Origin of the sequence: Streptomyces aureus, assembly GCF_000725495.1 — a bacterium.
Taxonomy (GTDB): Bacteria; Actinomycetota; Actinomycetes; order Streptomycetales; family Streptomycetaceae; genus Streptomyces; species Streptomyces aureus_B.
Genome location: NZ_JNZD01000004.1, coordinates 160110 through 173757 on the forward strand (window position 1 = coordinate 160110; position 13648 = coordinate 173757).

General features: G+C 70.4%; 11 protein-coding genes. 5 read left to right on the forward strand and 6 right to left on the reverse strand.

The genetic code is table 11. The features are described 5' to 3' along the window. Positions 1-45 precede the first annotated feature (45 nt). The 4 genes from IO36_RS06930 to IO36_RS06945 form a co-directional block, all read right to left on the reverse strand. The gene (locus IO36_RS06930) at positions 46-336 is read right to left on the reverse strand and encodes a hypothetical protein (RefSeq protein WP_245173153.1); all 291 of its coding nucleotides are present in this window, start codon (positions 334-336) and stop codon (positions 46-48) included. Positions 337-503: 167 nt separating this feature from the next. Then, entirely contained in the window at positions 504-920 is a 417-nt protein-coding gene (locus tag IO36_RS47955; protein ID WP_245173155.1) for a hypothetical protein, read from the reverse strand. Between the two features lie 117 nt (positions 921-1037). Next, positions 1038-2228, reverse strand: a complete 1191-nt coding sequence (locus IO36_RS06940) for an MFS transporter (protein ID WP_037618333.1) — start codon at positions 2226-2228, stop codon at positions 1038-1040. A 190-nt stretch (positions 2229-2418) separates the two neighbouring features. Next, the gene (locus IO36_RS06945) at positions 2419-5022 is read right to left on the reverse strand and encodes a glycoside hydrolase family 2 (RefSeq protein ID WP_037617319.1); all 2604 of its coding nucleotides are present in this window, start codon (positions 5020-5022) and stop codon (positions 2419-2421) included. A 159-nt stretch (positions 5023-5181) separates the two neighbouring features. Between IO36_RS06945 and IO36_RS06950 the strand changes: the two genes are divergently transcribed. The 5 genes from IO36_RS06950 to IO36_RS06970 all read left to right on the forward strand — a co-directional run bounded on the left by IO36_RS06950 (position 5182) and on the right by IO36_RS06970 (position 10993). Continuing rightward, positions 5182-6195: a LacI family DNA-binding transcriptional regulator gene (locus tag IO36_RS06950; protein ID WP_037617320.1), complete on the forward strand. Its 1014-nt coding sequence runs from the start codon at positions 5182-5184 to the stop codon at positions 6193-6195. A gap of 144 nt (positions 6196-6339) precedes the next feature. Continuing rightward, positions 6340-7440 (forward strand): ABC transporter substrate-binding protein, encoded by a 1101-nt coding sequence (locus IO36_RS06955; RefSeq protein WP_037617322.1) that lies wholly within the window; start codon positions 6340-6342, stop codon positions 7438-7440. 1 nt (position 7441) lies between these two features. Continuing rightward, entirely contained in the window at positions 7442-9019 is a 1578-nt protein-coding gene (locus tag IO36_RS06960; protein ID WP_051900097.1) for a sugar ABC transporter ATP-binding protein, read from the forward strand. Then, positions 9012-9974 carry an ABC transporter permease gene (locus tag IO36_RS06965; RefSeq protein ID WP_037617323.1) on the forward strand — a complete coding sequence of 321 codons (963 nt, stop codon included), beginning with the start codon at positions 9012-9014 and terminating at the stop codon, positions 9972-9974. The genes IO36_RS06960 and IO36_RS06965 overlap by 8 nt, the downstream gene beginning before the upstream one ends. Further along, positions 9971-10993 carry an ABC transporter permease gene (locus IO36_RS06970; RefSeq protein WP_051900100.1) on the forward strand — a complete coding sequence of 341 codons (1023 nt, stop codon included), beginning with the start codon at positions 9971-9973 and terminating at the stop codon, positions 10991-10993. The genes IO36_RS06965 and IO36_RS06970 overlap by 4 nt, the downstream gene beginning before the upstream one ends. Positions 10994-11183: 190 nt before the next feature. On the opposite strand, the gene IO36_RS49125 is transcribed toward IO36_RS06970, so the two are convergent. Then, the gene (locus tag IO36_RS49125; protein WP_063764831.1) at positions 11184-12095 is read right to left on the reverse strand and encodes a lamin tail domain-containing protein; all 912 of its coding nucleotides are present in this window, start codon (positions 12093-12095) and stop codon (positions 11184-11186) included. Between the two features lie 431 nt (positions 12096-12526). Beyond that, positions 12527-13609 (reverse strand): DNA polymerase III subunit beta family protein, encoded by a 1083-nt coding sequence (locus tag IO36_RS06980; RefSeq protein ID WP_078943047.1) that lies wholly within the window; start codon positions 13607-13609, stop codon positions 12527-12529. Between the last annotated feature and the right edge of the window lie 39 nt (positions 13610-13648).

Genomic DNA, 13648 nt, shown 5'->3' on the forward strand with positions numbered 1-13648 from the left:
ACCGGGCCGCCACGCTCCGGCGACGGCCCGTCACACATCAGAGCTTCAGGAAGCGGTGACCGCCTCGGCGGCGCTGTTGGCGGCGGCCGCCTCGTCCTGTGCCAGACCGAGGAAGCGCTCGACGGTCTGGACCGGCATGTCGAGCCCCTCGGACGCCTCCAGCACGCCGCCGAAGACCTGCACCGCCTCGGTGACGGCCGTGGCCACCTCGACCTCCGCCTTACGGACCTTGGCCTCGGCCTTGTCCACGGTGTCGACGACCGCCAGCTGGCGGCGCTGCTTCTCCTGAAGTCGCTGCTTGCGCGACAGGGCCTTGTCGGGGTTCTGCACAGACATGGCCAAGATCATAATCAGCACCGCGCGCACCGCGAAATCGGCAACTCGCCCGCGCCAGATGGGCCTTCACCACGCGAGGACGACCCTCGGGTCCTCTCGCCGGATGACCGTCCCGCAGCGAACGTCATCAGGCTCCGCCCGTGCGTGTCCGGCTCCGGGGCCGGCCGTCAGGCCCCGCGCATGAGTTCCGCGTTGACGGCGTCGACCTTGGCGTACAGGGGACCGTCGGCGACGATGTCCGGGCCCCTCCCCCGGCGCCAGGGATCGACGTCGATCACCGTCACGAGGGCGTTGCCCAGTCCGACCACGACCCACCAGTCCCGCCCGTCCGCCCGCACCCGCCAGGTCGCCTTGACCCACTTGCCGGTGTCCGTGCGCACCTCGGCCGAGACCAGGTCCCAGGTCCCCGGATCGAGAAGGAGCAACTCCTCCACGGGGGCTTCCCGTTGACGCATCCGCTCGACGACGTGACCGCCCCGGGCCGTCAGCCGTACCGGATCGCGCAGGATGTGGCGGACTCGTACGAAGAGGGAGTCGGGACCGGACTGCACGTGGAACCGGGCGGTCTCGAAACGGGGCGACACGGCGAACTCCTCTTGAAAAGACGTCGGGTGACCTGGTCCGCCGGGTCGTCGGAGGGGCCGGACCGCCGGATGGTGCCGGTTCTCCGGTCGCCGGCGGTGTGGGCCCGGGGTCGGATCCTAATGGCCGGCCGGAGCCGGCCTGCGGAGCAGGTACACCCCCGCCCCGGCCACCAGCACTGCCATGCAGGCGATGAACACCAGTCCCGCTCCCTCCAGGCCGATCGGGCCCACCAGGAGGCCCACTCCGATCACCGGGAGCGAGATGCCCGCGTAGGCGACCACGAACAGGGTGGAGATCACCGCCGCGCGCTGGTGTTCGGGCGAGGCCGCGGCCACGGTGGTGAGGGCGCCGCGGAACGCCAGGCCCTGGCCGCCTCCGCCGACGACCGCGCTCAGCACCACCAGGACCATCAGGTCCCAGTGCAGCGCGCCCGCGAGCAGGGCGAGACCGGCGAGAAGCGCGGCGCAGCCCAGGGGCAGGGACCGCCCCGCTCCGACGCGGCCGACGGCGAGCTGTCCCGCGGTCGAGGCGAAGAAGGCGAGGGCTACGACCAGGCCGCTCACGGCATGGTTGGTCACGTCCAGGGACTCGGCGAGGAACGCGGGGCTGACGGAGGTGAACACGCCGAACAGGGCGAAGCCCACGAACGCCGCGATCGCGGGTGAGGTGAACACCGGCCGCACCTGAGGGGGCAGGCCGGGCCGTTGCGGTCGTACGGTGCTCAGCGGCCGGCGTTCGCGGACGGTCTCCGGGAGCCGCAGCACTACGACGGCGGAGAGGGCCACCAGGGCGAGGTGGACGGCGAAGGGGAGGTACAGCGGCCAGGGGGCGTACTGCGCGAGGAGTCCCGCGATCAGCGGACCGCAGCCGAGGCCGCCCATGTTGGCGGCCGTCGCGACGAACGTGGCCCTGCCCGCGCCGCCCGGCGGTGCCAGTTCCATCACGTAGGCGGTGGCGGCCCCGGTGAACAGGCCCGCGGACAGGCCGGACAACAGCCGCCCGGCGTACAGCCAGCCGAGGCCGGTGGCGCACAGGAAACAGACCGCGCTCGCGGCCGCGAAGCCGAGGCCCCACAGGAGCACCGGGCGGCGGCCGATCGAGTCCGAGGCGTTGCCCGCGAGCAGCAGCACGCCCATGACCCCGAAGGCGTACACGGCGTAGACGACCGTGACGGTCAGCTCGGAGAAGCCGAACTTCTGCCGGTAGAGGCCGTAGAGGGGGGTCGGCAGGGTGGTGCCGGCCATGCAGACGGCGAACACCGCCCCGCTGAGCAAACACTGGCGCCAGCCCTGGCGATCACCGTCCATGGCGCCGACAGTAACGTCGTGGGCGGTCGTCGTCCGGCCCGACGTGCCGCCGTACGGCGCCATGGGCAGCGGGCAAGGGCGCGGTCCGCCCTCCCGTCGCGGGGAGGGCGGACCGCGCCGACGGCCCGTCGGGGAGCCGGGACGAGGCGCACCGGGTGGTGCGGGGAGGCGTGTGCCGGGTGCCTCGTCGTCAGGAGCAACCGGCCGGTACCGCCTGCGACGCGTCGTGGATCAGCGCCTCGTGGGCGGCCTTGAGCCGGGCCACGTCGGGCTTGACCACGGAGCGGTCGTAGGTGATCAGGCCGTTCAGTTCTCCTTCCACGTCCGAGATCTGGGTGTAGACGGCGCCGTTGCCGCCCTTGCAGGCGAGCTTGTGCACCTCGGCGAGCCGGGCGAGGTAGTCGTCGGTGTACGCCGAGGGGTCGACGTCCACGTAGGACTGCTGCACGGACCAGGCGTGTCCGGGCACCGCGAGTCCGAGACCGCCGTACTCGCCGCTGACCAGGGCCCGTTTGCCGTCCGGGTTCGGTGGCAGCGCGGGGCTCGGGTAGCCGTGTTCGTCGATGATGTCGCCGGTGCCGCCGTCCACGCCGAGGTTGATGCCGGACATGGAGTTGACGAGGCGGGTCGGGTCCCAGGCCTTGGCCTGGTCGGCGATGCGGGCCTCGTCGTACTGGCCCCAGCCCTCGTTGAAGGTGACCCACATGACGACCGAGGGGCTGCTGATGTGCTCGTCGATCATCTGCTTCATCTCGCGCTCGTACTCGGCGCGGGAGGCTGCGCCGGGATCGACCCCGGCGGTCATGGCGGGCATGTCCTGCCAGACCATGAGGCCGAGCCGGTCGGCCCAGTAGAACCAGCGGTCGGGTTCCACCTTGATGTGTTTGCGGACCGCGTTGAAGCCCATGTTCTTGTGCATCTTCAGGTCGTAGGAGAGGGCTTCGTCCGTGGGCGCGGTGTAGAGGCCGTCGGGCCAGAAGCCCTGGTCGAGGGTGGCCATCATGAAGACGGGCTTGCCGTTGAGGACGGTGCGCGGGGTTCCGTTCACCTGCTCGACGGCGATGGACCGCATGCCGAAGTAGCTGCCGACGCGGTCGGCGCCGACGCTCACCTTCAGGTCGTAGAGGAAGGGGTCGTCGGGTGACCACAGGTGCGGGTCGGTGATCCGCACGACGAGCGGCTGCCCGGTGCGGCCCTTGACGGTGGCGACCTTGCGGTGACCGGCGTACGCGGTGGCGGTGACCGGCACTCCGTCCTTGACGCCCTTCGGCTCGACGGTGAGCGTGCCGTTCTTGACGTCCGGCGTCAGTTTGAGCGAGTCGACGTGGTCGGCGGCCACGGGCTCCATCCACACGGTCTGCCAGATGCCGGAGGAGGGGGTGTACCAGATGCCGCTGGGGTCGAGGCGCTGCTTGCCGACCGGCGGGTTCTCACCGTTCTGGGCGTCGGTCGGGTCGTAGACGCCGACGATCAGTTCCTGGGTGCGGCCGGGCTTGAGCGCCTTGGTGATGTCGGCGCTGAACTTGTCGTAGCCGCCCTGGTGTTCGGCGACCTTGGTGCCGTTGACGTAGACCTCGGCCCGCCAGTCGACGGCGCCGAAGTTGAGCTGGAGGTGCTTGCCGCCGCCGACCTTCCAGTCGGAGGGAACGGTGAAGGTGCGCCGGTACCACATGCGGTCCTCGTGCCGTTCGATGCCGGAGAGCTGGGACTCCACCGGGTAGGGCACGCGGATCTTCTCGGCGAGCTTCCTGCCGACCGGGGGCTGTTCGCCGGCCTGGGCGGCGGCGAACTGCCAGGAGCCGTTCAGGCTGCGCCAGTCGGAGCGGGTGAGCTGGGGCCGGGGGTACTCCGTGCGGGCCTTGCCGGCGTCGACCTGGTCGGCCCACTTGGTGCGCAGCTCATGGGTGGAGCGGTTGGGACCGCTGCTCCAGAAGGCGCTGACAACGTTGCCGTTCGTGCCGGAGAGACCGCCCTTGCCGTCGTAGCGCAGGTCGGCGGTACCCCTGGCCGTGCCGGTCTTGTTGCCGACGACGGGTTCCTTCAGGCCGACGATGAGCGACCTGGGGTCGGTGGGGTCCAGCTTCGCGGAGGACAGGGGCCACTTGGCACCGCCGATGACGGCTTCGACGTGGTCGGTGAGACCCGCCGGGGGTGCGGTGAGCGGCTGGGCGAAGTCGAGGCGCAGGGTGCGTCCGTCGCCCTGGACCGCGGTGGCGATCGCTCCGTCGTAGGCGTAGCCGTCGGGGAGCCGGAGGGCCGACTGGGGGACGGCGGTCTTGGTGCCGCCGGGCGGGGTCCAGCGCAGATGGAGGTTGGAGCCGCCGAAGTGCTCGAAGTACTCGACCTTGATGTCGTAGGCCTGTCCGGCGGTCAGGTCGATGGGCTGGGAGGTCTGCTCGCGGTCCCAGTCGTCGACCCAGTGGTCGATGGCGAGGTGCCCGTCGATCCAGAGCCGGAAGCCGTTGTCGCCGATGACCGAGAACGTGTGGGCGCCGGTCTTCTCGGGGACGATCCGGCCGGTCCAGCGGACGTTGACGTCGTCCGACTGTCCGGTGGCGAAGGCCAGCCGGGGCTCCAGGTTGTCGAAATCGAGATTGGTGTCTAATCCGGTGGCTTTGAGCTCGTGGAAGTCGAAGGCGCCCGGGGCGGACTGGGTGTAGTACTCGCCCTTCAGGCCGTGCACTTCGACGGGGTCGTTCGCGGCTGTGGCGGCGGGGGTCGCGGTGAGTCCCGCGAGGCCCAGTACGGCGACGAACAGGAGTGCCATATGGGTTCGGAGTCTGCTTTTGCGCACGGATCCTCCTTGGCTGAGGAAGGGTGGCGGCTCGTTGCTTCAGTCTGTACAACGTTGGAAGTAGCGGGAGTGGGCATCACAGCACGGGTCCCGGCCTCTGTCCAGGGTCATGACAAACGCCCAGGTGGCAGGAGCGCACATCGATGAAGAGGAGATCCCTTGCGGGTCAGCCTGAAGGACGTCGCGGAGCACGCCGGCGTCTCGATCAAGACGGTTTCGAACGTCGTGAACAACTATCCGCACGTCACCCCGGCCATGCGGGCCCGGGTCCAGGAGGCCATCGACGAACTGGGCTACCGGCCGAATCTGACGGCCCGTCACCTGCGCAAAGGACGCACGGGCATCATCGCCCTCGCCGTCCCCGAGCTGGGCAACCCGTACTTCGCCGAACTGGCGGGGGCCGTCATCGACGCGGCCGCCGAGCACGAGTTCACGGTGCTGCTCGACCACACCCGCGGCGACCGTGAGCAGGAGGTGCTGGTCAGCCAGGGCTTCCGGGCCAACGTGATCGACGGTCTGATCCTCAGCCCGCTGGAGCTGGAGGACGAGGACCTGCGCTCACGTACCGACGACGTGCCGCTGGTGCTGCTCGGCGAGCGGGAGTACGAACTGCCCTACGACCACATCGCCATCGACAACGTGTCGGCCGCACGGAGCGCCGTACGTCATCTGCTGAGCCGGGGACGCCAGCGGATCGCCTACCTCGGGGCCCGTACGGATTCGGCCAACCGTCCGGCGCATCTGCGACTGGCGGGCTGGCGCGAGGAGCTGACGGAGGCCGGGGTGCCCGCGCCCGACGAGCTCGTGGTGCCGGTCGGGGGCTGGGACCGGGACGAGGGCGCGCGGGCCATGGCCCGGCTGCTGGACTCCGGGGTCCGTCCCGACGCAGTCTTCGCGTACAACGACCTGGTCGCGATCGGTGCGATGCGGGTGCTGCACGAGCGGGGCCTGAGGGTGCCCTGGGACGTGGCGGTGGTGGGTTTCGACGACATCGAGGAGGGCCGGTTCGGGGCGGTCACGCTGACGACGATCTCGCCGGACAAGCAGGCCATCGCACGGATGGCGGTGGCCTCGCTGCTGCGCAGTCTGTCGGGCCGGACCGAGCCCGGCGGACGTGAACTGACCGCGGATTTCAGGCTCATCGAGCGCGAGAGCACGCTGGGCCGGCGCTGACGGGATTTCGGACGGAGGGGCTTTACAGGTCTCTTCCAACGATGTAAAAACCTCCCCGGAACGACGAGTACACCGAGTTGACCGCAAGAGCCGATCATCCCCGGGAGCGCTCTCAGCGCCGGGGCCGCGCCGTTTGGGGACTCCATGAAGCCGCTCGCAGTACGTCACCGCACCTCCGCCAGAACTCTCCTCGCCACCGGCCTCATCACGAGCCTTGCGCTCGTCTCCGGCTGCGCGAAGTCCGAGGACGACTCCGCGGACAAGGACAAGGGCTCCGCGAGCCAGAGCGACCAGGGGCAGGTCGTCGCCTCCCCGTCCACGGGCTCGGGCCCGACCTGCGCCATCGACGCCTACGGCGCCAAGAAGCTCGACCTGAAGTCGGCCACCGTCGGCTTCTCCCAGTCCGAGAAGGAGGCCAACCCCTTCCGGATCGCCGAGACCGCGTCGATCAAGGCCGAGGCGCAGAAGCAGGGCGTGAAACTGCTGACCGCCAACGCCCAGTCGCAGTTCTCCAAGCAGATCAGCGACGTGCAGGACCTGATCGCCAAGGGCGCCGACCTCCTGGTGATCGCCCCGCTCAACTCCGACGGCTGGGAGCCGGTCCTGCGCTCGGCCTCCGCCAAGCACATCCCGATCATCACGATCGACCGCAAGATCAACGCCACGGCCTGCAAGGACTATGTGAGCTTCATCGGCTCCGACTTCGTGGAGCAGGGCAAGCGGGCCGCGGACCAGATGATCGAATCGACCGGCGGGAAGGGCGAGATCGCCATCCTGCTCGGCGCCGCGGGCAACAACGTGACGACCGAGCGCACCAAGGGCTTCGAGGACCGCATCAAGGAGAAGGCCCCCGGTCTCAAGATCGTCTTCAAGCAGACCGGCGACTTCGCCCGGGAGAAGGGCCAGTCGGTCACCGAGAACCTCATCCAGTCCAAGCCCGGCATCACCGGCATCTACGCCGAGAACGACGAGATGGGCCTCGGCGCGGTCAACGCCCTCAAGGGCGCCGGCAAGAAGCCGGGCCAGGTCAAGATCGTGACGATCGACGGCACCCGCAACGCCGTCCAGGGCATCGTCGACGGGTGGATCGACGGCGTCATCGAGTCCAACCCGCGTTTCGGCCCGCTCGCCTTCCAGACCCTGGACACCTTCACCAAGGGCGAGAAGGTCTCCCAGGACATCGTCATCCAGGACAGCGCGTACACCAAGGACAACGCCAAGGCCGGCCTGGGCAAGGCCTTCTGACATGTTGTCAGTGACCGGCCTGTCGAAGACCTTCCCCGGCGTGAAGGCGCTGTCCTCCGTGGACTTCACCGCCCGCGCCGGGGAGGTGCACGCACTCATCGGTGAGAACGGTGCGGGCAAGTCGACGCTCATCAAGGTCCTCACCGGCGTCTACCAGCCCGACGAGGGCGAGGTGACGTACGACGGCGCCCCGGTCCGCTTCGCCACCCCGCTCCAGGCGCAGCACGCGGGAATCTCCACGATCTACCAAGAGGTCAACCTGGTCCCGCTGATGAGCGTGGCCCGCAACCTCTTCCTCGGCCGCGAACCCCGCGGCCGCCTCGGCCTGATCGACTTCCGGAGCATGCACCGGGGGGCCGAGGAGGCGCTGCGCGACCTCGGCCTGAGCGTCGACGTGCGCCGGCCGCTGCGTGAACTGGGCGTCGGCGCTCAGCAGATGGTGGCCCTCGCGCGGGCCGTCTCGGTCGACGCGCGGGTCGTCATCATGGACGAACCGACCTCCTCGCTCGAACCACGCGAGGTACGGACCCTGTTCGGGGTGATCCGGATGCTGCGCGAACGGGGCATCGCGGTGATCTACGTCAGCCACCGGCTCGACGAGCTGTACGAGATCTGTGACGCGGTCACCGTGCTGCGCGACGGCAAGGTCGTGCACACGGGCCGGATCGCCGAACTCGAACGGCTCAGGCTCGTGGCGCTGATGCTGGGGCGGGAGATCGCGGACGTACGGCAGGAGGGCCTGACCAAGTTCGCGGGCGGCCATGACACCGAGGCCGAACCCGTCCTGGAGGCACAGGACTTGACCGTACGTCACCATCTGCACGGAGTGTCCGTGTCGGTGCGCCCCGGTGAGGTGGTGGGCCTCGGCGGGCTTCTCGGATCGGGGCGCACCGAGACCGCCAAGGCCATCGCGGGCGCCCTGCCCACCGACTCCGGACGGGTCGTCGTGGCGGGCGTCCCCGTACGCACCGGTTCGACGCCCGCCGCGATCCGGGCCGGCATCAGCCTGCTGCCCGAGGACCGCAAGGCCGAGGGGATCGTGCCCGGACTCTCGGTCCGCGAGAACATCGCGCTCGCCGCGCTGCCCGGGCTCTCCCGCTTCGGCCTGGTCGACGAGGCACGGATCGACCGGATCGTCGAGACGTTCATGGAGCGGCTGCGGATCAAGGCGGCGAGCCCGCAGCAGAAGGTGGGCGAACTGTCCGGCGGCAACCAGCAGAAGGTGCTGCTGGCGCGCTGGCTGGCCATGCAGCCCAAGGTCCTGCTCCTCGACGAGCCGACCCGGGGCATCGACGTCGGCGCCAAGGCGGAGGTGCAGAAACTGATCGACGAACTGGCCGGAGACGGACTGGGCGTCCTGCTCATCTCCTCCGACCCCGAGGAACTGATCGAGGGCAGCGACCGGGTGATCGTCCTCAAGGACGGCGCGGTCGTGGAGGAACTGACCGGCGACGCCGTCACCGAGGACCGGCTGATGCGCGCCATCGCCGGCGCGTCCACCGCGACGGCCACGACCGCCGCCGCCACCGTCACGGCCGCCGCCGGCGAGGACACCGGCCCGGGAGGCCTTGATGACTGACCTGACACTCGGCCGGGTGACCGCCGACCGCGACCGGCTGCTCGCCCTGCTCCAGGAGTACGGCGTCTACCTCGGCGTGGTGGTCCTCCTCCTGGTCAACACCGTCTTCACCCCGCACTTCCTGTCCACGGAGAACTTCCGCACCCAGGCGGTCCAGGTCGCCCCGGTGCTGATCGTGGCGCTCGGCATGGCGCTCGCGATCGGCAGCGAGGGCGTCGACCTCGCGGTGGGCTCGGTGATGGCCCTGTCCACCTCGCTCCTGTCCCTCTATCTCGGTTACGGGCCCGGGATCGCGGTCCTGATCGCGCTCGTGGGCGGGGCGGTGGTCGGCCTCGCGAACGGTTCGCTCATCGCGTTCGTCGGGGTCCAGCCGATCGTGGCGACCCTCGCCCTGATGGTGGCCGGGCGCGGACTGGCCCTCGTGCTGCTCCCCCAGCTCAAGGACGTCCACGACCCGGCCATGGCGGAACTGGGCTCCGGCGACGCGCTGGGCGTCCCCTACGTCGTCCTGATCGCGGCGGCCCTCGCCGTGCTCGTCGGCTTCGTCGTGCGCCGCACGACCTTCGGCCGCAGTCTCCTCGCCATCGGGGACAGCCGCCCCGCCGCCCGACTCGCCGGACTGCCGGTTCGCCGGGTGCTCATCCTCGTGTACGTGTGCTCGGGCGTCCTCGCGGCCGTCGCGGGGGTCCTCGCCACCGCCCGTCTCACCGCGAGCGACCCCTCCTCGCTCGGCAACCTCATGGAGCTGTCCGCCATCACCGCGGTCGTCGTCGGCGGGACACCGCTGAGCGGCGGGCGCATCCGGATCGGCGGCACGGTCGCGGGCGCGGTGCTCATCCAGCTGCTCACCACCACGCTCATCAAGCACGATCTGCCGCCGTCGTGGACCCAGATCGCCCAGGCCGTGGTGATCGTCCTCGCCGTCTACGCGGCACGGGAACGAGGAAAGCGATGACGACCGACGTGGACATCCCGGTGCACGCGAAGGACACCACCGAGGAGGAGACGGCAGGCGCCGGCCGCTCCGAGCGGCTGAGCGCCCTGGCCCAGCAGCACGGCGCGCTGGTCACGCTGCTCGTCGCGATGGCCGTGGCGTCCCTCAGCTTCGACACCTTCCTGACCGGCGACAACCTGGAGAACATGGCGCTCTCCTCGGCGTTCCTCGCCGTGGTCGCGCTCGGCATGACCTACGTCATCATCACCGGCGGCATCGACCTGTCGGTCGGTTCGCTCTTCGCCCTCGGCGGAGTGCTCGCGGCCTGGGCCTCCCCATACGGTTTCGTGGCGGCCCTGTTGCTGCCCCTGTTCGTCTGCGGACTGATCGGGTTCGTCAACGGCCTGCTGATCGCCCGGTCCCGTCTCGCCCCGTTCATCGTCACACTGGCCTCGATGCTGGGGGCCCGGGGCATCCTGCTCTCCATCACCGACGAGGGCTCCACGACCTATCTCGTCGGCAAGGGCTCGTTCTTCGCGAAGCTCGGCCAGGGCTCGCTGCTCGGTGTCGGCGTGCCCGTGTGGATCACGGTCGTGCTGTTCGTGCTCGGCGCGGTGGTCCTGCGCCGCACCCGGTTCGGGCAGTACGTGTACGCGGTCGGCGGGAACGAGGACGCGGCGGCCCTGATGGGCGCCCCCGTGGCCCGTACGAAGATCTCCGTCTACACGCTCTCCGGGCTGTGCGCGGGACTCGCCGGGGCGCTCAACGCGGCGTGGCTCGCCTCGGGCGTCACGATCCTCGGCTCGGGCATGGAGCTGGACGCCATCTCCGCGGTCGTCATCGGCGGCACGCTCCTCACCGGCGGGTTCGGCTTCATCAGCGGGTCACTCGTCGGGGTGCTGCTCCTGAAGGTCATCCAGAACGTCATCAACCAGATCGGTTCCCTGGACTCCGCCTACCAACAGGTCGTCAGCGGCGCCTTCCTCGCGGTCGTCGTCGTCGCGCAGACCTGGCTGGGGCGGCGGCGCCGGGTGCTGTGAGGCGTGGAGCGCGTACACCTCCGGAACACGGAAGACCCGCACCGGTCGGTGCGGGTCTTCCGTGACGACGGGACCCTGCGGGGATCCCGGCCTCATCGGGTCCGGGCGGGCCCGGGGCTACGGCCGGTCATCTCCCTGTCCTGAGCGGATCCCACCGAAGCGGACTCCGAACGGGATGCCCGGGGTGGGTTCAGTGACCCTGGCCGTGCTGGCCCTGGCCCTGACCGTGCTGGCCCTGGCCCTGACCCTGCTGGCCCTGGCCCTGCTGGCCCTGGCCCTGACCCTGCTGACCCTGACCCTGCTGACCCTGGCCCTGCTGGCCCTGCTGGCCCTGCTGGCCCTGCTGGCCCTGCTGGCCCTGCTGACCCTGCTGACCCTGCTGGCCCTGCTGACCCTGCTGACCGTGCTGGCCCTGGCCACGCCCGCGGTTGTCGCCGCGCCCGCGGTCGTCACCCCGCCCGCGGTCGTCGCCGTGGCCGCGGTGGTCACGGTGGTCGTCACGCCCGGGTCCACGGTGGTCGCGGTGGTCGTCACGGCCGGGACCGCGGTGGTCACGGCGGTCGTCGCGGTCGTGGCCCCAGTTGTCCCCGTGACCGCGGTGGTCGTGGCGGCCGTGGCCGCGGTCGTCCCAGTCACGGTCGTGGAACCGGCCCCAGGAGACGCTGTCGACGAAGCGGCCGCGCTCGGTGCGCAGGGTGGCCTCGTCGGAGCGGTTGTCCCACACCTCGTTGCGGCGGTCCTGGTAGAGGTCGCGGCTGGTGTCGCGGCCGTAGCCGGTGTGGACACGAACGGTGGAGTGTGCGGCCAGGCGGTAGTGGTTGAAGGTGTAGCGGTTGCCGTCCCGGTCCGACAGCGTCCAGCCGTTCAGGTTGAGACCACGACGGCCCGAGTTGGTGATTTCCACCCACTCCGCGTTCAGGGAACGGGCGGAGCGGTCGTCAAAGCCCGGCGCGTTGGCCTGGACCCGGCTGATCTCGACGTGCGAGCGCTCGAAGCGGGGCTCGGCGGCCGAGGCCGACACGGAGGCCGAGCCGACCAGAGCGCCGGCCGCGATGGCCGCGGCCGCCACACGGCGGGCAGTGACGGACGTGGAAAGGGACATGAAAGCTCCTCAAGGTTCGAGAGCCGGCACACCCCGTGCGGGCGTCCCTTTGGGGGAGCCCGCACGGTGCGACCCTGTGCGAGTCCCGGCCCGGTGGCCGAGGACTCATAACTTGCTGCACATCCCCGCCCATGACGGGCGACACCAGACCGCTGTTACCAATTACGGACATATCAGTTACAGGCACCTGTATATGGCCTTTAACTACGGAAAGCTGAAAAGTGATGGACTGCCCTCATCAACTCCCGCACTCCCACAGCTTTCTGACAGAAACGGGGCATCTTTCACGTCAGCACACGTCATCACGGGGTCACCCGAAAGTGAGTAACACGATTCCGGTCGAGGCCGTGTCGCCGGACGGTGATCCCGTCGCCGGCAGCGGGTGCCGCGCCTAGCCTGGGGCCATGCCTCCGACGCACCGGCGAGCCGTGTCAGTCGTCCAGGCGGACCGGCATCAGCAGGGAGAACGTGTGCTCGTCGTCGGGGCGCCGGATCGTGATGGGGGCGGTGGGGGCTCCGATCTCCAGGGTCAGCCGGTCGCGGGCGCCGGCGTCGAGGGCGTCCAGCAGGTAGGCGCGGTTGACGGCGACCTGGTTCAGGTCGCTCCCGCGGTCGTCGCCGAGGGTCACCTCCCCCTCGCCCGTCACCTGGAGCAGGGTGAGCTCGGCGGCGGGCTCACCCGGACCGCTCGGCTCGCCCGCGACCACCGGCCCCGTCTCCACCGCCTTCCGGAACGCCGCCGTGTCGACCGCGGCCTGGGAGCCCTCGGGGGTGTGGACGAGGCGGCGGTAGTCGGGGAACTCGTGGTCGAGGCAGCGGCCCGCCGTCTGCCCGGAGCCGCTGTCCAGCGTCACCCGGTCGCCGTCGACGGCGAACCGGACCGGTTCCCCGTCGCCGAGCAGGGCCCGCATGGCGTCCACGAGCGGAGCCGGAACGACGACCTGCACCCGGCCGCCGTCGTGCCCGCCGGTGCCCGTCCGCGCGACGGCCATCCGGTACCGGTCCGTGGCCACGACGTCGAGCGACCCGCCCTCGATGTCGAACAGGACACCGGCGAGCATCGGCAGGTCCGGGTCCCGGCCCACGGCGAAGCGGACCGCGTCCAATGCGTCGGCGAGTCCGGGTCCGGCGAGGGACAGACGGACGACGTCGGTGCGGGGCAAAGGCATGGGTTTCTCCCTGCTGTCGAGAAGTGCTCGGAGCGCGGAGAACTCGTCACGGGCATCGGACAGACCGGCCTCCAGACGGCGCAGGTGCGCCCGCAGCAGCTCGCGAACCAGACCGGTGTCCGCACCGGACCAGCCCGCGAGCACCAGCCGGATGTCCGCGAGCGGCATGGCGGCCCGGCGCAGCCGGGCCAGCAACCGCGCCTCCTCCAACTGCTCGGGTCCGTACCAGCGGTAGCCGCTCACCGGGTCCACCCAGGCGGGGACCAGCACGCCCCCGCGGTCGTAGAACCGCAGGGCGCTCACGCTCAGCCCGCTGTCCCGGGCCATCTCGCCAATGCTGCGCATCTCGCTCTCCACACCCGCAACCCTCGGCCCTCGACCAGG

What these genes read in the sequence shown, in the direction of transcription:
- IO36_RS06970 (WP_051900100.1), top strand. Translation starts at nt 9,971, where the DNA reads ATGACGACCGACGTGGACATCCCGGTGCACGCGAAGGACACCACCGAG.
- IO36_RS06965 (WP_037617323.1), top strand. Translation starts at nt 9,012, where the DNA reads ATGACTGACCTGACACTCGGCCGGGTGACCGCCGACCGCGACCGGCTG.
- IO36_RS06930 (WP_245173153.1), bottom strand. Translation starts at nt 336, where the DNA reads ATGTCTGTGCAGAACCCCGACAAGGCCCTGTCGCGCAAGCAGCGACTT.
- IO36_RS06955 (WP_037617322.1), top strand. Translation starts at nt 6,340, where the DNA reads ATGAAGCCGCTCGCAGTACGTCACCGCACCTCCGCCAGAACTCTCCTC.
- IO36_RS49125 (WP_063764831.1), bottom strand. Translation starts at nt 12,095, where the DNA reads ATGTCCCTTTCCACGTCCGTCACTGCCCGCCGTGTGGCGGCCGCGGCC.
- IO36_RS06940 (WP_037618333.1), bottom strand. Translation starts at nt 2,228, where the DNA reads ATGGACGGTGATCGCCAGGGCTGGCGCCAGTGTTTGCTCAGCGGGGCG.
- IO36_RS06960 (WP_051900097.1), top strand. Translation starts at nt 7,442, where the DNA reads ATGTTGTCAGTGACCGGCCTGTCGAAGACCTTCCCCGGCGTGAAGGCG.
- IO36_RS06980 (WP_078943047.1), bottom strand. Translation starts at nt 13,609, where the DNA reads ATGCGCAGCATTGGCGAGATGGCCCGGGACAGCGGGCTGAGCGTGAGC.